We start from the raw sequence: 19,418 nt of genomic DNA on the forward strand, positions 1-19,418 counted from the left end.
CAATGAAACACAGTGCAATTCTCGGGCTGACCCTGGGGGCAGCCGTCATGGCGGCAGGGAGTTCGACGCTCGCCGCAGACAAGTTCACCATTCAGTTGAAATGGGTGACGCAGTCGCAATTCGCCGGCTATTACGTCGCCAAGGACAAGGGCTTCTACAAGGAAGTCGACCTTGATGTCACCGTGAAGCCGGGCGGCCCGGATATCGCGCCGCCGCAGGTGATGGCAGCCGGCGGTGCCGATGCGATCATCGACTGGATGCCGTCGGCGCTGGCCAGCCGTGAGAAAGGCGTGCCGCTGGTCAACGTGTCGCAGACCTTCCAGAAGTCGGGCATGATGCTGACCTGCTCGAAGGCCAGCGGCGTGAAGACGCCGGCAGATTTCCCCGGCCGTACGCTGGGCGTCTGGTTCTATGGCAATGAGTATCCCTTCCTGACCTGGATGGCGAAGCTTGGCGTGCCGACCGATGGCAGCGCCAAGGGCGTCAAGGTGCTGAAACAGGGCTTCAACGTCGATCCGATCATCCAGAAGCAGGCCGATTGCGTCTCGACCATGACCTACAATGAATACTGGCAGGTCATCGATGCCGGCTTCAAAACCGACGATCTCATCGTGTTCAAGTACAGCGAACAGGGCGTTGGCACGATGGAAGACGGCATTTATGCCAACGGCGCGAAGCTCGGCGATGCGGCTTATGCTGATCGTCTGGCGCGTTTCGTCGCGGCCTCGAACAAAGGCTGGGACTGGGCGGTGAAGAATCCAGATGCGGCAGCCAAGGTCGTGCTGGATAACGACACCACCGGGGCGCAGACGGAAAAGCACCAGAAACGCATGATGGGCGAGATTGCCAAACTGGTCGAAGGCTCGAAGATGGGCACCGGCTATCTCGATCCGGCTGATTTCAACCGGACGGTGGATATCCTCTTGTCCGTGAAGTCGGACCCGGTAATCACCAAGAAGCCGGACGGCGCCTGGACCCATGCCGTATTTGAGGCGTCGAAGAAATACGTCAAGTAGTCTGTTCGGTGGGGTAAAACCCGCCTGATAATCGCGGCGGCGGCGCAGGAATGCGTCGCCGCTTTTTTTGCTTTCCCCGGCGACAGCCAAGTCTCGAAAACCCGCAATTTCATTGACTCCGGCCGCGACTCCGGGCAGGTTGAATAAAATTTTACGAGGCAAAATTTTAATCATGGCCAGGCGCACACCTGCTTCTGCCCCGCCCGCTCTCGACGATGACGAGCTGGGTCTGGCTGCGCGGGCTGCGTGGCTCTCCTATATCGGTGGCTATACCCAGCAGCAGATCGCCGATCGTCTGCGGGTTTCCCAGGCCAAGGCCCATCGCCTGATCGCCGAAGCGCTGCGCCGTGGCCTGGTGAAGGTTTTTGTGCAGGGCGTGCCCGCCGAATGCGCGGCCATTGAAGACGAACTCTCGGCCCGTTTCGGTCTGCAAAGCTGCGCTGTCGCCCCCTCCCTGTCGCTCGGCCGCAAGAGCGAGCATCGCGACACGGCTTTTGCCGCCATCGGGGCGGCAGGCGCGCGACTGCTCCATCACATGCTGTCCGGCGACAAGATATCGGTGGTCGGTGTCGGCAAGGGCCGCTCACTCGCGGCTGTCGTACAGCATATGCCGGAGTTGGAGCGCCCGGATCTGCGGGTGGTTGCTGTCTCGGGCAGTCTGAACCGCAATCTGGCGGCCAATCCGCTCGATATCGTGCTGCGTCTTGCCGATCGAACCAAGGCGCAGGGGTTTTTCCTGCCGGTGCCGTATCTGGCCTCCAGCGAAGCCGAGAAAAAAGTGCTGCTGGCGCAGAAAAGTGTCGGCGATATGCTGGAGCTGGCCCGGCATGCTGACCTGGTCCTGATCGGGATCGGCAGCCTGGAAGCAGATGCGCATCTGCGCCAGATCGGCATGCTGAATGAGCGGGAATGGGCCGAGCTGCGTGCCCAGGGCGCGGTTGGCGACCTGATGGGCAGTTTTATCGACGCCAACGGCCGGCCGGTGGCCTCGGGGCTCAATCGCCTGTCTGTCGGACTTGGTATTGACGACCTCAAGGGGCGGCGCGTCGTCGCCCTTGCCGGCGGGGCCGAGAAAGCCAAAGCCATCCTTGCGGCCCTTCGAACCGGCGCGATCAGCGATTTGGTGGTGGATGAGGAAGCGGCAACCGAGATCGTTGCCCTGATGAAACAGAAATCCGGAGCGGATAATGGCCGAAGCGCAAAAGGTCGCGCCGCTTAACCGCGAGCGCCGTCATGGCGCACCGGTGCATGGCGGCGGTGAGCATCACCGTAATCCGGGCCTGCCGTTCGATATGGACCCGGTCGACCGTATCCGCGTCAACCGCAGCGCGGTCGAACGCCGCATTGCCAGCCTGCCGGGTCGCCGCAGCGTGAAAAAAGATGTGCAGGCCGCCTGGCTGCTCAAGGCCATCACCTGCATGGACCTGACAACACTGTCGGGTGACGATACGCCGGGCCGGGTGCGTCGGCTCTGTGCCAAGGCGCGTCAGCCTGTACGCCGTGACCTGCTGGAGCAATTGGGTGTCGCCGATCAGGGGATCGCTGTGGGCGCCGTCTGCGTTTATCACGCCATGGTGCCCACGGCGGTCGAAGCGCTGCAGGGCAGTGGCATTCCTGTGGCTGCCGTATCCACCGGTTTTCCGGCCGGCCTGTCGCCGTTCGACCTGCGGGTCCGGGAGATCGAAGCCTCTGTCGCGGCCGGCGCGGAGGAGATCGATATCGTTATCGACCGCTCTCTGGTGCTGACCGGAAACTGGCGGCGCTTGTATGAAGAAATGAGAGCGTTCCGCAGCGCCTGCGGCCCTGTCCATGTCAAAGCCATTCTGGGCTGCGGCGATCTGGGAACATTGAAAAACGTAGCGCGCGCCTCGATGGTCTGCATGATGGCGGGCGCCGATTTCATCAAGACTTCGACCGGCAAGGAGGCCGTGAATGCCACGCTGCCCTTTGCGCTGATAATGGCGCGCATGATCCGCGGTTATCAGGAAATGACCGGCCAGAAGATCGGTTTCAAGCCGGCCGGGGGCATCAGTACGGCCAAGGATATCATGCAGTATCAGATTCTCATGAAGGAAGAGCTTGGCCTGCCCTGGCTGCAGCCTGACTTGTTCCGTATTGGCGCGTCCAGCCTCCTGAACGACATCGAGCGCCAGCTTGAACACCATGCCAGCGGTGGCTATTCCGCGGCGCATCGCCATCCGATGGCCTGACCATGAGCAAGATCTCTGCCTTGATGAAGACCATGGAATATGGCCCGGCACCGGAAAGCACAGTCGAGGCCGAGGCGTGGCTGGAAAAGCATGGCCGTCGTTTCGGTCTGTTCATCGATGGTGAGTTTCGGAGCGCGGTCGCGGGTACCTTCGCCAGCAATAACCCGGCAACCGGCCGTGAATTGGCACAGATCACGGCTGCCACGGCGGTGGATGTGGATGCGGCTGTTGCGGCAGCCCGCAAGGCGCAACCGGGCTGGGCGCGGCTTGGCGGTCATGTCCGCGCGAAGCATCTGTATGCCCTGTCGCGCCAGGTGCAGAAGCAGGCACGTCTATTGGCGGTGCTGGAAACGCTCGACAACGGTAAGCCGATCCGTGAAACCCGCGACATCGATATTCCACTGGTGGTTCGGCATTTCTATCATCACGCGGGCTGGGCGCAGTTACTGAACGCGGAATTTCCAGGTTACGAGCCGCTGGGTGTTGTGGGGCAGGTGATCCCGTGGAATTTCCCGCTCTTGATGTTGGCCTGGAAGATCGCACCGGCTTTGGCGGCCGGTAATACCGTCGTTCTGAAGCCAGCGGAAGACACCAGTCTCACGGCTTTGCTGTTTGCCGAGCTTTGTCAGGCTGTGGGCCTGCCCAAAGGTGTTGTCAATATCGTCACCGGCGATGGCGCGGTGGGCGAGTTGATCGTGCGGCATCCTGATATCAACAAGATTGCGTTCACGGGTTCGACGGAGGTTGGCCGCAAGATTCGTGTCCAGACTGCGGGTAGCGGCAAGAAGTTGAGCCTGGAGCTTGGCGGCAAATCGCCATTCATCCTGTTCGACGATGCCGATCTGGATGGGGCAATCGAAGGCCTGGTGGATGCCATCTGGTTCAATCAGGGCCAGGTCTGCTGCGCCGGTTCGCGCCTGCTGGTGCAGGAAACCGTTGCCGAAGCCGTTTACGCCAAGATTCGTGCCCGGATGCAGACCCTGCGTGTTGGCGATCCGCTCGACAAATCGACCGATATCGGCGCCATTGTTTCACCCGTGCAGCGTGATCGCATTGATACTCTGGTGCAGCGCGGCGTTGCCGAAGGGGCGACCCTTTTCTGTGCGGGCGGGGTGGACATGGCAGGAGGGTGTTTCTATCCGCCGACGCTGCTGACGGATGTTGAGCCCGCGATGGCCGTGGCGCAGGAGGAAATCTTCGGCCCGGTTCTGGTGGCCATGACGTTCCGTACGCCGGCAGAGGCCATTGCACTGGCCAACAACACGCGCTACGGCCTCGCGGCGAGCATCTGGAGCGAGAATATTAATCTTGCGCTCGAGATCGCGCCCAAGCTCAAGGCGGGCGTAGTTTGGATCAACTGCACCAACCAGTTCGATGCGGCCAGCGGTTTCGGCGGGTATCGCGAGTCCGGTTTCGGTCGCGAGGGTGGTCGCGAAGGCATGCTGGAATATCTGGCGCCAGTGAAAGCGAAGCGCCGCATCGCCACCGCGGCATCGGTTGTCGCGGCCGTTCCTGTGGAATCTGGTATCGATCGTACAGCCAAACTCTACATCGGCGGTCAGCAGGTGCGACCTGATGGCGGGTATAGCCGGGCGGTTCATGATGCATCCGGACGGCTACTAGGCCACGTGGCCGACGGCAATCGTAAGGATATCCGCAATGCCGTCGAAGCGGCACGCAAGGCTGAAAACTGGTCGGCGACCAGCAGTCATGCCCGCGCGCAGGTCCTCTATTACTGCGCCGAGAATCTGTCGGTAAGGCGCAATGAATTTTCCGATCGTCTGATGCAATCTGCGGGTACCACACGCGCCGCCGCCCGGACCGAAGTGGATGCCAGTATCCGCCGCCTGTTCTCGGCCGCCGCCTGGGCCGACAAATATGACGGAGCGGTGCGCAATCCCCCCTTGCGCGGCATCGTGCTGGCCATGAACGAACCGATGGGTGTGATCGGGATCGCATGCCCGGATGAGGCGCCGCTGCTATCCTTCGTATCTCTTTGGGCTCCGGCTGTTGCCATGGGTAACCGCACCGTAGTGCTCGCTTCCGAACGGCATCCGCTTCTGGCGACGGATTTCTACCAGGTGCTGGATACCTCTGATCTGCCGGCTGGAGTGGTCAATATCGTTACCGGTCTCCGTGACGACCTGTCTCGTGTGCTCGCCGATCACCAGGACGTCGACGCCCTCTGGTATTTCGGCACGGCCGAAGGTTGCCGCCGGGTCGAGGAGGCTTCGGCCGGCAATCTCAAGCGGGTTTGGTCGGAGGAAGCTGCGGGTCAGCGCAACTGGCTTGACGATGCCGATGGCGAGGGGCGGCTGTTCCTGCAGCAGGCCAGCCAGGTAAAAAATATCTGGGTGCCTTATGGCGAATGAGGGAAGCATGCGGCGGATAGCACTGGCAGCAGCAGTTTCGCTGAGCTGTATCGGGGCGGCGGAAGCGGCCGATATCAAACCGGCAATTGTCTATTCCATCGGGGATAAGTTCGATGGGTCGTTCAATGAAGCCGCATATCGCGGGGCTGAGAAGTTCAAGGCGGATCGCGGTATTGGATATCTCGAATTCGTCGTCTCCAATGAAGCGCAGTTCGAGCAGGCGCATCGGCGTTTCGCCCAGCGCGGCAGCGATCCGATTGTCGGAGTCGGCTTTTTCCAGAATGCAGCGCTGACGGCTGTTGCCCGCGAATATCCGAAACTTCGCTTCTCGGTGATCGATACAGTGGTTGATCTGCCCAATGTGCAGTCGGTCCTGTTCCGCGAGCATGAGGGATCGTTCCTGGTCGGGGTGTTAGCCGCCATGGCGTCAAAAAGCGGCGCCATCGGCATGGTCGGCGGCATGGATATTCCGCTCGTGCGTCGATTCTTCTGTGGTTATGAACAAGGGGCGAAGTCGGTCAATCCGGCTCTAACTGTGATCTACAATTCCACCGGCAACACACCGGCGGCCTGGACCGATCCAGGGCGCGCGGCGGAACTGGCAAAATCCCAGTTCGACCGTGGCGTAGACGTGGTCTTCGCCGCCGCCGGCACCAGCGGCCTCGGCGCCATGCAGGCAGCCAAGGATAACGGCAAGCTGACCATCGGCGTCGATTCCAACCAGAATCACCTGCATCCTGGCACGGTTCTCACCTCGATGGTAAAGCGCGTCGATCTGGCTGTGTACCGCAGCTTCGACGATGCGCGGACGGATAGCTGGAAACCCGGCGTCAGTGTTCTGGGCCTGAAAGAGGGCGGGGTCGACTGGGCCTATGACAAGCATAACGAAAAGCTGATCAGTGCGGCGATGAAAGACAAGGTGGAGGCCGCGAAAGCCAACATCATCGCCGGCAGGATCAGTGTGCATGATTACGTCAGCAACAACAAATGCACGCCATAACAAGGCTGCCGATAACAGGGAAAGAGGAGAATAGAATCATGACCAAGATGTTTGCAAAAACCGCACTCGGCACAGCCGCATTCCTGGCTTTCGCCGTCACCGCGCAGGCCGCCGATATCAAGCCTGCCGTCGTCTTCGACATGGGCGGCAAGTTCGACAAGTCCTTCAATGAAGGCGTCGCCATGGGTGTCGACAAATTCAAGGCCGAGACCAACACGGCCTATGCCGAATTCGAGGTCAATAACGAAACCCAGTTCGAGCAGGCGCATCGCCGTTTTGCCCAGCGCGGGCAGGATCCGATCGTCGGTGTCGGCTTCTCGCAGGCGAAGGCTGTCGAGAAGGTGGCGACTGAATTCCCCAAGATTCGTTTCACCCTGATCGACAGCGTGGTGAAACTCCCGAATGTACAGTCGGTTCTCTTCAAGGAGCATGAAGGCTCCTTCCTTGTGGGCGTTGCGGCGGCTCTGGCCAGCAAGACCGCCAAGGTCGGATTCATTGGCGGTATGGACATTCCGCTGATCCGGCGCTTCCAGTGCGGCTATGAGCAGGGCGTGAAATACGCCAACAGCAAAGCCGAGGTTCTGGCCAATATGACCGGCACGACGCCCAGCGCCTGGAACGATCCGGGCCGTGGCGGTGAACTGGCCAAGGGCCAGTTCGACCGCGGTGCCGATGTTGTCTTCGCTGCCGCCGGTGCCACCGGCATCGGTGTGTATCAGGCGGCCAAGGATCGCGGCAAGTTCGCCATCGGCGTCGACTCGAACCAGAACCACCTGCATCCAGGCACCATGCTGACTTCGATGGTGAAGCGTGTGGATCTGGCCGCGTATAACAGCTTCAAGACGGCGGCGGCCGGCAGCTGGCAGGCTGGCGTAACCGTGCTCGGCCTACAGGAAGGTGGCGTTGACTGGGCTTATGACCAGTATAATGAGAAGCTGATCAGTGCCGATATGAAGGCGAAGATCGATGCCGCCAAGGCCGACATCATCTCGGGCAAAATCAAGGTGCATGATTATATGAGCAACAACGCCTGTTCGTCGTAACGAGAGCGGGCGGACATATATGTCCGGCGCAATGCCAGCTTCGATATCGCCGGCGGGGTCACAAGCTCCGCCGGCTATCGAATTGCGGAATATCCATAAGTCGTTCGGAACGGTGCATGCCAATCGCGGCGTGACGCTGTCGGTCGAGGCTGGCTCGATCACCGGTATCATCGGCGAGAACGGCGCTGGAAAATCCACGCTGATGAGTATTTTGTACGGCCTTTACAAGGCCGATAGCGGCGAGATTCTCGTTGAAGGACGGCCGTTGGCCATGGGGGCGCCCCATGATGCAATTGCCGCAGGCATCGGCATGGTGCATCAGCATTTCATGCTGGTCGGGCCCTTCACGGTTCTGGAGAATGTTATCCTGGGATCTGAAGCCGGACCGCTGCTGCGCCGTGGCAAGGCCGCCGCCCGTCGTGAGCTTGAGCGTCTGGGGCGTGAATATGACCTCAGGATAGATCCGGATGCCGTGATCGATGATCTGCCGGTCGGCGAGCAGCAGCGTGTCGAGATTCTGAAAGTCCTGTATCGCGGCGCCAAGGTTCTGGTTCTGGATGAGCCGACGGGCGTGCTGACGCCACAGGAGACGGATCAGTTGTTCCGCATCCTCGATATGCTGCGGCAGCGTGGCGTTACCGTCATCCTGATCACGCACAAGCTGCGTGAGATCATGGCGATTACGGATACGGTTTATGTTATGCGCCAGGGTGAAGTGGTCGCCCGCCGCAAGACGGCGCAGACCGATCGTGAGGAACTGGCCGAACTGATGGTCGGGCGCAAGGTGAGACTGGAGCTCGACCGCGAGGCTCCGAAGCCGGGTGCGGTCATGCTGGCAGCGCAATCGATCAGTCTGCGAGACCGCCGCGGCGTTACCTTGCTGGATCAGGTCAGTCTGGAATTACGGGCTGGCGAGATCCTTGGCATCGCCGGCGTCTCAGGCAATGGGCAAAGCGAGCTGCTGGAAATTCTGTCCGGCATCCGCCCGCCGGATTCAGGCTGCCTGCAGATCGGTGACCGACGTATCGATATCCTGCATCCTGCCGATCCGGCGGAAATGCGGGCGCTGAAACTGGCCCATGTGCCGGAAGACCGGCACCGCTACGGCATGGTCGGCAGTTTCTCGGCCGACGAAACGGCGATTCTAGGCTACCACCGCGACGGCCGGTTCAATCGCGGAGCGCTTTTGAACCGCAAGGCCATGGTGAAGCACTGCGCCGGCCTGATGGAGCATTATGATGTACGGCCGCGTCGCCCGGATCTGCATTCGGCGGGCTTTTCCGGTGGTAATCAGCAGAAGCTGATCCTAGCGCGCGAAATCGACTGCCGTCCGGATATCCTGGTGATCGGCCAGCCGACCCGTGGCGTCGATATCGGCGCCATCGAATTCATTCATCGCGAGCTGTTGCGCCTGCGCAAGGCCGGTTGCGCGATCCTGATCGTATCGGTCGAACTTGACGAGGTCATGTCGCTGGCCGACCGTATTCTGGTGATGTTCGGTGGCCGCATCGTCGGCGAAGTCGATGGCGCGGCGGCAGACGAGCGTACGCTCGGCCTGATGATGGCCAATGCCTGGCCGCCGCAGGATGCCATCACCATGCAGGCCGCATCATGAGCCAGCCGCGCAGGCCCCTGCCGGTCTGGGTCGATATCGGCCTGATCCCACTGGCGAATGTCATGCTCGCCCTGCTGGTTGCCGGATTGATTGTTCTGGCGGTCGGGGTCAACCCGCTCGATGCGGTCAGCATCATGCTGTTCGGCGCTTTCGGTTACCCCGAGGCCATTGGCTATACGCTGTATTACGCCACCAATTTCATCTTCACCGGCCTGGCCGTGGCGGCGGCCTTCCATGCCGGGCTGTTCAATATCGGCGGCGAGGGGCAGGCCTATATCGGCGGCCTGGGCACCACGCTGGTCGTGTTGGCGCTGGATCGTATCCTGCCCGGTACGCTGCTGGTACCGCTGGCCATTCTGGGCGCCGCTGCGGGCGGTGCGGCCTGGGCGCTGGTGCCGGCCTATCTGCAGGCCTATCGCGGCAGCCATATCGTCATAACCACCATCATGTTCAACTTCATTGCCGCCGCACTGATGGTTTACCTGACGGTCAACATCCTGATCGCGCCGGGCACGATGTCGCCGGAAAGCCGTCCGTTCGCCGTGGCCGCCAGCCTGCCTCTGCTGCATAAAGTGCTGCTTGGCCTGGGGATCGGCATGGGAGAATCACCGCTGAACCTGTCGCTGCTTTTGGCTCTGACCTGCTGTGCCGGCCTTTGGATCTTCCTCTGGCATACCCGTTGGGGATTCGAGCTGCGCGCCATCGGGCAGAATCTGCAGGCCGCCATTTATGCCGGCGTCAATGCACGCCGCATGATTATGCTGACGATGGCGGTATCCGGGGCACTGGCCGGTATGATGGCGGTCAATGAACTGCTTGGTGTACAGCACCGGCTGATTCTCAGTTTCACCGCCGGTTATGGCTTCACCGGTATTGCTGTGGCCCTCATGGGGCGAAACCATCCGCTCGGCGTTGTTCTCGCCAGTGTGCTGTTCGGCGCGTTGCAGCAGGGCGGAGCGGAACTGGCTTTCGAATTTCCGACGATTACCCGCGAAATGGTGGTGGTGATCCAGGGGCTGGTGATCCTGTTCTCGGGGGCGCTGGCGCATATGACACGGCCATGGTTCGAGGCCTTGTTTGGTTTGCTGCAGCGTGACTGGCGGCCGGCCATGCGTCAGGGAGCCTGAGTGATGGACGATTTCGTCACCGGCCTGATCCCGATCCTGGCCGCCACCCTGCGGGTGGCGACGCCACTGATCCTCTGTGCCATGGGTGGTCTGTTTTCCGAGCGCGCCGGGATCATCGATATCGGTCTGGAAGGTAAAATGCTGGCCGCGGCCTTTGCGGCGGCGGCTATGGCGGCTGTAACCGGCTCTGCCTGGGCAGGCTTGGCGGCGGCAGTCATTGTTGCCGAGATCCTTGCGCTGCTGCATGGGCTGGCCTGCATCACCTATCGCGGTAACCAGGTGGTCAGCGGCGTGGCCATCAACATCCTGGTCTCCGGACTCACCATCGTATTCGGCATGGCCTGGTTCCGCCGCGGCGGGCAGACGCCATCGCTGCCGCCTGAAGCCCGGTTCATGCCGAACACCTTGCCCGGCAGTTCGGCCATGGCAGACATTCCCGTGCTCGGGCCGATCTATGCCGATCTGATCGGCGGGCATAACCTTCTGGTCTATGTCGCCTTCCTGAGCGTACCGCTGGCGCAGTGGGGGCTGAATCATACGCGCTTCGGTCTGCGCCTGCGCGCGGTCGGCGAAGTGCCGCTGGCGGTCGATACTGCCGGCATCTCGGTCGCCTGGTTGCGCTTCCGGGCCGTGCTGATCTGTGGCCTGCTCAGCGGTGTCGCCGGTGCCTATCTGTCGATTGCCCAGAATGCCGCCTTCAGCCGCGACATGAGCGCCGGACAGGGATTCATTGCGCTGGCGGCGATGATCTTCGGCAAGTGGAAGCCGGTGCCGGCCCTCGGCGCCTGCCTGATGTTCGGTTTTATCGACGCCGTGGCGATCCGGTTGCAGGGCGTGCGGCTGGGTTCGTTCGGCGAGGTTCCGGTGCAGGCGATACAGGTCCTGCCGTATCTGCTGACCGTCATCCTGCTGGCTGGTTTTGTCGGGCGCGCCACCGCGCCGAAAGCCGCCGGCATTCCTTATCAGAAAGAGCATTGACGATGGCGGCGCTTCCCCGTCCTTCTGCAGAAATGATTGCCATGGCGCGCCAGATGCTGGGCCGTGCCTATGCGCCATATTCCAATTTTCCCGTGGCCGCAGTGCTGCGTGGCGGCAACGGCAAGCTTTATGCCGGCTGCAACATCGAAAACGCCGCCTATCCACAGGGCTGGTGCGCGGAAACCTCGGCGATAGCCGCCATGGTGGGCGATGGCGAACGCCGTATTGCCGAAATCCTGGTCATGGGCAAAGGCACGGCCCTGGTCACACCCTGCGGCGGCTGCCGCCAGCGCCTCCGTGAATTCTCGGCCGACAGTGTTGCTGTGCATATCTGCGGGCCACGCGGCTGGCGCAAGAGCTTCACGTTCGGTGCCTTGTTGCCGGTCTCTTTCGGGCCGAAAAACCTCAGTCCGAAAGGCAGGCGGTCATGAGCGCGCAGACCGCTGCCCTGGCTGCGATTCGTGCGGCCGTGCCGGCCGGGTTCAGGCCGCGCTACGGTATCGTGCTGGGTTCGGGGCTTGGCGGCTTTGCCGATACCATCGAGAAACTGGCCGAAGTCGCCTATGTCGACCTGCCGGGCTTCCCGCAACCCGGCGTTGGCGGGCATGCCGGCCGGCTAGTGCTGGGCCATGCCGGCGGTTGTGCGGTTGCCCTGATGCAGGGCCGTTCGCATTACTACGAGCATGGCCGTGCCGATGCGATGGCCCTGCCGATCGAGGTCCTGCAACAGATCGGCTGCGAGGCGTTGTTGCTGACCAATGCTTCGGGCAGCCTGAAGTCGGATATGTCGCCGGGCAGCATCATGCTGGTCACCGATCATATCAATTTCACCGGTGTTTCACCGCTGTTCGATCGTACCAGCGACCGCCGCTTTGTCGACATGGTCGATGCCTATGATCCGGCCCTGCGTCGCCGCCTGCAGGAGGCCGCGCATGCGGCCGGCGTGCAGCTGCATGAAGGCACATACATCTGGTTCTGCGGGCCGAGTTTTGAAACACCGGCGGAAATCCGCGCCGCCAAGGTCCTGGGCGCCGATGCCGTCGGCATGTCGACCGTTCCGGAAGTGATCCTCGCGCGCTATTTCGGCCTGCCGGTGGCGGCGCTGTCGATCATCACCAATGCGGCGGCGGGAATGAGCAGCGTCAGGCTGAGCCATGAGCAGACGGTGACAGTAGCGCGCCAGGCTGCCGCCGACATGCAGGCGATCCTGAAGGCTTTCCTTGCGGCGGCCGTAACGCGGGAGGCCGTGTGATGCTGCTGCCGCAGGAAATCATCCGTCGCAAACGCGATAATATGGCGCTCTCACCCGAAGAGATTGCCTTCATGGTGCGCGGCATTGCGGACAACAGCCTGAGCGAAGGACAGGTGGCTGCCTTTGCCATGGCGGTATTCTTTCGCGGCATGACCCGCGCTGAATGTGTAGCGCTGACCCGCGAGATGACGCAGTCGGGTCGTGTGATTGATTGGCAGGATCTCCGGCTGCCGGGGCCGATCCTGGATAAACATTCGACGGGCGGCGTCGGCGACAAGGTCAGCCTGATGCTGGCGCCCATCGTGGCGGCCTGCGGTGGTTTTGTGCCGATGATCTCTGGTCGTGGTCTGGGGCATACCGGCGGTACGCTCGATAAGCTGGGTTCCATTCCTGGTTACGCTACCAATCCGGATCTGCCCACTTTTCGTCGTGTCGTGGAGCAGGCTGGCTGCGCCATCATCGGCCAGACTGACGATCTGGCGCCGGCCGACCGGCGCTTCTATGCCATTCGCGACGTGACGGCGACGGTGGAATCGATCCCGTTGATAACTGCTTCCATCCTGTCGAAAAAGCTGGCCGCCGGCCTTGGTGGATTGGTGATGGATGTGAAAACCGGTTCGGGTGCGTTCGCGGCAGACCCGGCCATGGCAAAGGCACTGGCTGAAAGCATTGTCGCGGTTGCTAATGGCGCCGGCCTGCCAACCGTCGCGCTGATCACCGATATGGATCAGGTGCTGGGTCATACTGCGGGAAATGCTGTCGAGGTCGCGGAAACCATTGCCTATCTTGTCGACCCCGGGAGCCGGGAGCCGCGTCTGCATGCGGTGGTCATGGCGCTGGCGGCCGAGATGCTGGTGCTCGGTGGTCTTGCGGCATCGGTTCAGCAGGGACTGCAGCAGGCGGAGGCGGCGCTGGCCGGTGGTCAGGCTGCGGAACATTTTGCCCGCATGGTCATGGCGCTCGGAGGTCCGGCAGATATCCTGACCAAAGCTGCAGATTATCTGCCATCGGCACCGGTGCGGCGGCCCTGCCCAGCACCAAAAGCGGGTTATATCCAGGGTATGGATGCTCGCGCCGTGGGGGTGGCCGTGATTGGTCTGGGCGGCGGGCGTCGACGCGCCAGCGATACTATCGACCTGGGCGTGGGTCTGACCCATATTCAGCCCGTTGGTTCAGCCGTGCAGGCGGGGGCGCCGCTGGCCATGGTTCATGCTGCCACCGAAGCCGCTGCCGCTGCCGCCATTGTCGAGTTGCAGGCCGCAATCAGCATTGGGGATGCAGCCGTGGCGGCGAGTCCGGTGATCCGGGCGCGCATTGATGCAGGAGTAATGACGCAGCAGGGGGTACAGGAGCCGGTACCATGACGCGCGCATTTATTCTGGTGATGGACTCCTTTGGCCTGGGCGCTGCCGGCGATGCCGAAGCCTATGGCGATCTGGGTACTGATACGCTTGGCCATATTGCGGACTGGTGCAGCAATGGCCGGGCCGACAAGCCGGGCCTGCGCCAGGGCCCGCTGCATCTCCCCAATCTCGCGCGCCTTGGTCTTGGCCTGGCCGCCAGGACCAGCACCGGACGCGTGCCGCCCGGACTGGAATTCGACGGCGCAATTACCGGCGCCTATGGCTGCGCGGCTGAATGCAGTGTCGGCAAGGACACGCCGAGCGGCCACTGGGAAATGGCCGGTTTGCCGGTGCCGTTTGATTGGGGCCTGTTTCCGCGCACCACGCCCTGCTTCCCGCCGGACATGATCGCTGCTCTGATGCAACGGTGCGACCTGCCCGGGATTCTTGGTGATTGCCATGCTTCCGGCACCGAGATCATCAAGGAGCTGGGGCTGGAACATATCCGTACCGGCAAACCGATCTGTTACACCTCGGCGGACTCGGTGTTCCAGATTGCGGTGCATGAGCAGTATTTCGGTCTGCAACGTCTGTATGACGTCTGTAAGGCAGCCAAGGCGCTGCTGGAGCCCTTCAATATCGGCCGTGTGATTGCCCGGCCGTTTATCGGTGAAACGCCCGATACCTTCCAGCGCACCGCCAACCGAAAAGACCTGACGACACCGCCACATGACGACACCTTGCTGGATCGGTTGACGGCATCCGGCCGTCAGGTAATTTCGGTCGGCAAGATTGCGGATATCTTTGCCCATCGCGGCATCGCGCAGAAGATTGCCGCCAAAGACAATATGGCTCTGTTCGACACATTGCTGGCACAGGCTGATACGGCCGCCGATAACAGCCTGGTCTTTGTCAATTTTGTCGATTTCGACAGCCTGTTCGGCCATCGCCGCGATGTGGCCGGCTATGCCGCCGCCCTGGAAGCCTTCGACCGGCGTTTACCAGAATTTCAGGCTCGTATGCGGCCCGGTGATCTTGCGCTGATCACGGCCGATCATGGCTGTGATCCGACCTGGCCCGGCAGTGATCATACGCGTGAACATGTGCCGATGCTGTGGTTTGGTCCTGGCCTGCATAGCCGCGATCTGGGCTTGCGTCGTAGTTTTGCCGATATGGGGCAGACTCTGGCAGGCCATTTTGGGATCGCCCCGCTAAAATATGGCGAACCCTGTTTCCCATGACGATTGCAGCCTCCATCGCCACACCTGCGCGGCAGCGTTTCGCAGCCCGGCCGGATGGGCGTCTCGACGCTGATATGAAAGCGGCTTTCGCTCGTGACGGTTTCCTGATCCTGGATGGCTTTGCGACATCTCAGGACTGCGATGCCCTGCAGCAGCGCATGGCGGTTCTGGTGGAGCAGTTCGATCCGGCCGGCATCCGCACCGTGTTTTCGGCTGCCGACCAGTCCCATGGCGATGATCGCTATTTTCTGCATTCTGGCGACAAGGTCCGGTTCTTCTTCGAGCCCGACGCTTTCGATGCATCCGGCAATCTGACCCGCGACAAGGCGCTGACGATTAACAAGGTCGGCCATGCGCTGCATGATCTTGATCCCGTTTTTAACGCTTTTTCCCGTTCCCCGCACTGTGCGGCGCTGGCTGCCGATCTTGGCCTGCAGGCGCCGGTATTGCTGCAGTCGATGTATATCTTCAAGCAGCCGCAGATCGGCGCAGAGGTTGGCTGGCACCAGGATGCGAGCTTCCTCTACACCCGACCTTCCAGTGTCGTCGGTTTCTGGCTGGCTCTGGATGATGCCACAGCCGAGAATGGTTGCATGGTCGCTTTGGCCGGCGGGCATCGCGGCCCGCTGCGGCAACGGTTCGTCCGGGAGGGCAATACGGCCCGCATGGTCGATGAGTCTCCTGCACCCTGGCCGTCGACCGATCCGGTGCTGCTGGAAGCGCCGCGCGGCAGCCTGATCGTTCTGCATGGCCTGCTGCCCCATGCGAGTGGCGCCAACCATTCGACGCTGCCGCGTCATGCCTATGCCCTGCATCTGATCGATGGCGTGGCGGCTTATCCGGCCGAGAACTGGCTGCAGCGACCGGATCTGCCGCCCCGGGGTTTCGCATGAGTATCGCAGCCTTGCCGAAAGCCGAGCTGCATTGCCATATCGAAGGGGCGATCGCGCCGGAACTGGTGCGCCATATCGCGGCGCGGAACGGCATCATTCTGGCTGACGACCTCTTTCATGGCGATACGGATTATGCCTGGCATGATTTCGGCAGCTTCCTGCGGGCCTATGACGGCGCCAGCGCCTGCCTGCGCCGGCCGGAAGATTACCGCGATATCATGTACCGCTACCTCGCCGACTGCGCCGCCGAAGGCGCGGTCTATGTCGAGGTTTTCTCTTCACCCGATCATGCTGCGGCCGTCGGCATGAGCTACGCCGATCATCTGGCGGGTCTGGCTGCCGGAATCGACGCTGCCCATGCCGAATTCGATATTGTCGGGCGAATCATCGTGACTTGCGTGCGCCATCTGGGACCGGATCGTGCGGGCGCTGTGGTGCGGAGCATGATTGCAGAACCGCATCCCTATGTTGTCGGTTTCGGCATGGGCGGCGATGAACTGCAATACCGGTGTGAGGATTTTGCACCAGCTTTCCGGATGGCAGCCGATGCGGGTTATCCCTGCACAGTGCATGCTGGGGAAGTGGGCGGCCCGGAGAGCGTGCGCGATGCGATCCGCTGCCTGCCGGTTGCCCGCATCGGCCATGGCGTGCGGGCCAGCGAAGATCCGGCCCTGGTCCGGGATCTGGTACGTCGTGGCATCACGCTGGAGGTTTGTCCCGGCAGCAATTTGGCACTGGGCCTTTACCCGGATGTCACCACGCATCCGCTGCGCCGCCTGCTCGATGCCGGTGTGCGGGTTACCCTCAATTCCGATGATCCGCCCTTCTTCAAGACTTCGATCGGGCGGGAATATGCTGCGGCGGTGATTGATTTCGGCCTCGATGCCGCCGCGCTGACGGCGATTACCGAAACAGCTCTGGACGCGGCATTCGCCGATGCCGATCTGCGGGACGGCCTGAAACAGCGAGTTCGCGCATCGAAAGCGCAGAGATTGTAACATTTTATTGGGAAAACAGGAGGGCAAGGTTATGGGTAAAACACATCACATACGATCCCTGATGGCGGCAGCGGCTTTGGTGCTTGCTGCGACGTCTGCTTTCGCGACCGATGGTCCGGCGCCGCATGACAACCTGAATGCCACGTTGTGGATGCAGCGGTCTGTTGAATATAAAGCCAACGCGCTGACGGCTTTCACCTTGGCCAGAATTCGACTGGACCAGGCCCTGGCCGATAAATCCTGGACGGCAGCCCCGGCCGAGCAGACCGGCAATTTCCAGGCATTGCCGCCGGCGGTCATCCTCGACATCGACGAGACGCTCCTCGACAATTCCGGTTATCAGGCCTGGATGGTGCTGAACGACAAGACGTTCGATCCGAAAACCTGGACGACCTTCGTGAATTCGCAGACTTCGACGCCGATTGATGGCGCTGTCGATTTCGCGAAATACGCTGACTCCAAAGGCGTGAAGGTCTTCTACATCAGCAACCGCACCTTCGAGGAAGAGCCGGCAACCCGCAAGGTCATGGAAAAATATGGCTTCCCCATGGGTGGCAATGTCGACACTTTCCTGTCCGCGCGGAAGAAACCCGAGTGGGGTTCGGTCAAAGGCACGCGGCGAGCGGTTGTTACGGCTGAATATCGCGTGCTGCTCAATATCGGCGATAATTTCGGGGATTTTCACGATGGCTTCCGCGGCAGCGAGGCGGAAAGGCTGAAGATATTCACGGACAACAAGGAGCGCTGGGGCCGTGAATGGATCATGATCGCCAATCCCAGTTATGGCTCATTCGAATCTGCACCCTTCGGGCATAACTACAAGCTGTCGCCAGAAGACCAGCGCAAGGGTAAGCGGGAAGTTCTGAATAGCTGGTCTGGCCAGTAAACGCTTGGATCGCGGGAGGCTGCCTCGTTTGCGGCCTCCCGTCTTCTAATGGCGGACTGCGGGCGGACTTGCGCCGCAAGGTGATGGCGCAAGGCTGTATGAGCTGACTTATATCGGATATCGCACTGACCCGCGGCTTGGTTCGCGCCATGATCGGCGTTATATGGTGCGTCTCATTCCGTTGCTCCTGTATCGCGTCCCGATGTCCGCTCCCCCGGCCCGCCGCCAGCCTTCCGTTGCCATCCTTGTCGCCATGTCGGCGCTTGGGCCGATGGCACTCAACATTTTCATGCCATCCATGCCTGGCCTGGCGAAGTATTTCGCCGTTGATTACGGCCTGGTGCAGATGACGCTCACCTTCTATCTGGTCGGGATGGGCGCTGCCCAGTTGGTCTATGGACCACTCAGCGACCGGTACGGGCGGCGGCCGGTACTGCTCTGGGGGCTGGGCATCTATTGTGTCGGCAGCCTGGCCTGCGTGGCGGCACCATCGATTACCCTTCTGATGCTCGGGCGTGCCCTGCAGGCCATTGGCGGCTGTGCCGGACTGGTGCTGGCAAGAGCGATCATCCGCGATCTCTATGATCGTGATCGGTCGGCTGCCATGATTGGCTATGTGGCGATGGCGATGAGTCTGGCGCCGATGCTCTCTCCGGCGCTTGGCGGCTATCTCGATACCATGGCGGGTTGGCGCACCAGCTTCGGGTTTTGCAGCCTGGTTGGCCTGGGCGTCTTTGTTTGGGTGATCCTGACCTTGCCTGAAACCCTGGCGCAGCGGGGCGAAGGCGAGGGGGCTGCCTCGCTCTTGCGTGGCTATGCCATGCTGCTGCGCTCGCCGCTGTTCTGCAGTTATGCGTTACAGACCTGCTTCACCTCCGGGGTGTTTTTCGCCTTCATTGCCGGTGCTCCCTTCGTGGTGGTGACCGTCATGGGCCATCCGGCCTCGGATTACGGTCTGTGGTTTGTGGTGGTTTCGGTTGGTTATGTGATCGGCAATTTCTTCACCGGGCGCTTTGCGGCACGGGTGGGTATCAACCGCATGCTCGCGGCCGGCGCACTGACCGGAGTGCTTGGCATTGCGGCCCTGTCCCTGACCAGTTGGCTGGGTGCCCTCAGTCTTCCCGGCATCTTCTTGCCGATGATGGTCGTGGCGGTGTCCAATGGCCTCACCCTGCCCAATGGCACCGCCGGGGCAGTCTCGGTCAACCCGCGTGCCGCAGGGGCTGCGGCCGGCCTCTCCGGGGCCTTGCAGATGCTTGTCGGAGCCGCTGCTGCCCTGCTGGTCGGGTATGGCCAGGATCACGACCCGAGCGAGTATCCGATGATCTGGACCATGGTCGGTTGCGGTATCCTGTCGGTTTTGAGCTTTCTGGTCGCGTCAAAATTTCGCGCCAGCCGGGGCTGAATTGCATGTCGGGCCGGTGCCGGGTGCCATAAACCCGCG

17 protein-coding genes are annotated in these 19,418 nt (G+C 61.7%); all 17 read left to right on the plus strand.

From position 1 onward, the window contains the following. Positions 1-2: 2 nt before the first annotated feature. The 17 genes from AC1ROB_RS07405 (at position 3) to AC1ROB_RS07485 (ending at position 19,379) form a co-directional block, all read left to right on the plus strand. Complete coding sequence (locus AC1ROB_RS07405; RefSeq protein WP_492971839.1) at positions 3-1,016, plus strand: ABC transporter substrate-binding protein; 1,014 nt, start codon at positions 3-5, stop codon at positions 1,014-1,016. A gap of 112 nt (positions 1,017-1,128) precedes the next feature. Continuing rightward, the gene (locus tag AC1ROB_RS07410; protein ID WP_492971838.1) at positions 1,129-2,235 is read left to right on the plus strand and encodes a sugar-binding transcriptional regulator; all 1,107 of its coding nucleotides are present in this window, start codon (positions 1,129-1,131) and stop codon (positions 2,233-2,235) included. Next, positions 2,204-3,226: a deoxyribose-phosphate aldolase gene (deoC, locus tag AC1ROB_RS07415; RefSeq protein WP_492971837.1), complete on the plus strand. Its 1,023-nt coding sequence runs from the start codon at positions 2,204-2,206 to the stop codon at positions 3,224-3,226. The genes AC1ROB_RS07410 and deoC overlap by 32 nt, the downstream gene beginning before the upstream one ends. Before the next feature lie 2 nt (positions 3,227-3,228). Continuing rightward, positions 3,229-5,598 (plus strand): aldehyde dehydrogenase family protein, encoded by a 2,370-nt coding sequence (locus tag AC1ROB_RS07420; protein ID WP_492971836.1) that lies wholly within the window; start codon positions 3,229-3,231, stop codon positions 5,596-5,598. A 7-nt stretch (positions 5,599-5,605) separates the two neighbouring features. Next, the gene (locus tag AC1ROB_RS07425; protein WP_492971835.1) at positions 5,606-6,598 is read left to right on the plus strand and encodes a BMP family lipoprotein; all 993 of its coding nucleotides are present in this window, start codon (positions 5,606-5,608) and stop codon (positions 6,596-6,598) included. Between the two features lie 38 nt (positions 6,599-6,636). Continuing rightward, complete coding sequence (locus AC1ROB_RS07430) at positions 6,637-7,641, plus strand: BMP family lipoprotein (RefSeq protein ID WP_492971834.1); 1,005 nt, start codon at positions 6,637-6,639, stop codon at positions 7,639-7,641. A gap of 82 nt (positions 7,642-7,723) precedes the next feature. After that, complete coding sequence (locus tag AC1ROB_RS07435) at positions 7,724-9,256, plus strand: ABC transporter ATP-binding protein (RefSeq protein WP_492971833.1); 1,533 nt, start codon at positions 7,724-7,726, stop codon at positions 9,254-9,256. After that, a complete protein-coding gene (locus AC1ROB_RS07440; RefSeq protein ID WP_492971832.1) occupies positions 9,253-10,383 on the plus strand; it encodes an ABC transporter permease in 1,131 nt (376 codons plus the stop codon). Before AC1ROB_RS07435 ends, AC1ROB_RS07440 begins: the two co-directional genes overlap by 4 nt. Before the next feature lie 3 nt (positions 10,384-10,386). Continuing rightward, entirely contained in the window at positions 10,387-11,361 is a 975-nt protein-coding gene (locus AC1ROB_RS07445; RefSeq protein ID WP_492971831.1) for an ABC transporter permease, read from the plus strand. A gap of 2 nt (positions 11,362-11,363) precedes the next feature. Further along, on the plus strand, positions 11,364-11,792 hold the full coding sequence (cdd, locus tag AC1ROB_RS07450; protein WP_492971830.1) for a cytidine deaminase: 429 nt from the start codon (positions 11,364-11,366) through the stop codon (positions 11,790-11,792). Further along, positions 11,789-12,613 carry a purine-nucleoside phosphorylase gene (locus AC1ROB_RS07455; protein WP_492971829.1) on the plus strand — a complete coding sequence of 275 codons (825 nt, stop codon included), beginning with the start codon at positions 11,789-11,791 and terminating at the stop codon, positions 12,611-12,613. The genes cdd and AC1ROB_RS07455 overlap by 4 nt, the downstream gene beginning before the upstream one ends. Continuing rightward, positions 12,613-13,977 carry a thymidine phosphorylase gene (deoA, locus tag AC1ROB_RS07460; protein WP_492971828.1) on the plus strand — a complete coding sequence of 455 codons (1,365 nt, stop codon included), beginning with the start codon at positions 12,613-12,615 and terminating at the stop codon, positions 13,975-13,977. Before AC1ROB_RS07455 ends, deoA begins: the two co-directional genes overlap by 1 nt. After that, the gene (locus AC1ROB_RS07465) at positions 13,974-15,197 is read left to right on the plus strand and encodes a phosphopentomutase (protein ID WP_492971827.1); all 1,224 of its coding nucleotides are present in this window, start codon (positions 13,974-13,976) and stop codon (positions 15,195-15,197) included. The genes deoA and AC1ROB_RS07465 overlap by 4 nt, the downstream gene beginning before the upstream one ends. After that, the gene (locus AC1ROB_RS07470; RefSeq protein ID WP_492971826.1) at positions 15,194-16,090 is read left to right on the plus strand and encodes a phytanoyl-CoA dioxygenase family protein; all 897 of its coding nucleotides are present in this window, start codon (positions 15,194-15,196) and stop codon (positions 16,088-16,090) included. The genes AC1ROB_RS07465 and AC1ROB_RS07470 overlap by 4 nt, the downstream gene beginning before the upstream one ends. Next, positions 16,087-17,088, plus strand: a complete 1,002-nt coding sequence (gene add, locus AC1ROB_RS07475; RefSeq protein WP_492971825.1) for an adenosine deaminase — start codon at positions 16,087-16,089, stop codon at positions 17,086-17,088. Before AC1ROB_RS07470 ends, add begins: the two co-directional genes overlap by 4 nt. A 61-nt stretch (positions 17,089-17,149) precedes the next feature. Next, positions 17,150-17,974, plus strand: coding sequence for a 5'-nucleotidase, lipoprotein e(P4) family (locus AC1ROB_RS07480; protein WP_492971824.1), 825 nt, complete (start codon positions 17,150-17,152; stop codon positions 17,972-17,974). Between the two features lie 202 nt (positions 17,975-18,176). After that, positions 18,177-19,379, plus strand: a complete 1,203-nt coding sequence (locus AC1ROB_RS07485; protein ID WP_492971823.1) for a multidrug effflux MFS transporter — start codon at positions 18,177-18,179, stop codon at positions 19,377-19,379. Positions 19,380-19,418: the final 39 nt, after the last annotated feature.

The sequence above is a fragment of the Ferrovibrio sp. GW821-FHT12F09 genome (genome assembly GCF_058806775.1).

Coding starts and splice junctions, on each gene's coding strand:
- AC1ROB_RS07480 (WP_492971824.1), top strand. CDS start 17,150: ATGGCGGCAGCGGCTTTGGTGCTTGCTGCGACGTCTGCTTTCGCGACC.
- AC1ROB_RS07470 (WP_492971826.1), top strand. CDS start 15,194: ATGACGATTGCAGCCTCCATCGCCACACCTGCGCGGCAGCGTTTCGCA.
- deoC (WP_492971837.1), top strand. CDS start 2,204: ATGGCCGAAGCGCAAAAGGTCGCGCCGCTTAACCGCGAGCGCCGTCAT.
- AC1ROB_RS07425 (WP_492971835.1), top strand. CDS start 5,606: ATGCGGCGGATAGCACTGGCAGCAGCAGTTTCGCTGAGCTGTATCGGG.
- cdd (WP_492971830.1), top strand. CDS start 11,364: ATGGCGGCGCTTCCCCGTCCTTCTGCAGAAATGATTGCCATGGCGCGC.
- AC1ROB_RS07445 (WP_492971831.1), top strand. CDS start 10,387: ATGGACGATTTCGTCACCGGCCTGATCCCGATCCTGGCCGCCACCCTG.
- AC1ROB_RS07440 (WP_492971832.1), top strand. CDS start 9,253: ATGAGCCAGCCGCGCAGGCCCCTGCCGGTCTGGGTCGATATCGGCCTG.
- add (WP_492971825.1), top strand. CDS start 16,087: ATGAGTATCGCAGCCTTGCCGAAAGCCGAGCTGCATTGCCATATCGAA.
- AC1ROB_RS07465 (WP_492971827.1), top strand. CDS start 13,974: ATGACGCGCGCATTTATTCTGGTGATGGACTCCTTTGGCCTGGGCGCT.
- AC1ROB_RS07485 (WP_492971823.1), top strand. CDS start 18,177: ATGTCCGCTCCCCCGGCCCGCCGCCAGCCTTCCGTTGCCATCCTTGTC.
- deoA (WP_492971828.1), top strand. CDS start 12,613: ATGCTGCTGCCGCAGGAAATCATCCGTCGCAAACGCGATAATATGGCG.
- AC1ROB_RS07455 (WP_492971829.1), top strand. CDS start 11,789: ATGAGCGCGCAGACCGCTGCCCTGGCTGCGATTCGTGCGGCCGTGCCG.
- AC1ROB_RS07430 (WP_492971834.1), top strand. CDS start 6,637: ATGACCAAGATGTTTGCAAAAACCGCACTCGGCACAGCCGCATTCCTG.
- AC1ROB_RS07405 (WP_492971839.1), top strand. CDS start 3: ATGAAACACAGTGCAATTCTCGGGCTGACCCTGGGGGCAGCCGTCATG.
- AC1ROB_RS07420 (WP_492971836.1), top strand. CDS start 3,229: ATGAGCAAGATCTCTGCCTTGATGAAGACCATGGAATATGGCCCGGCA.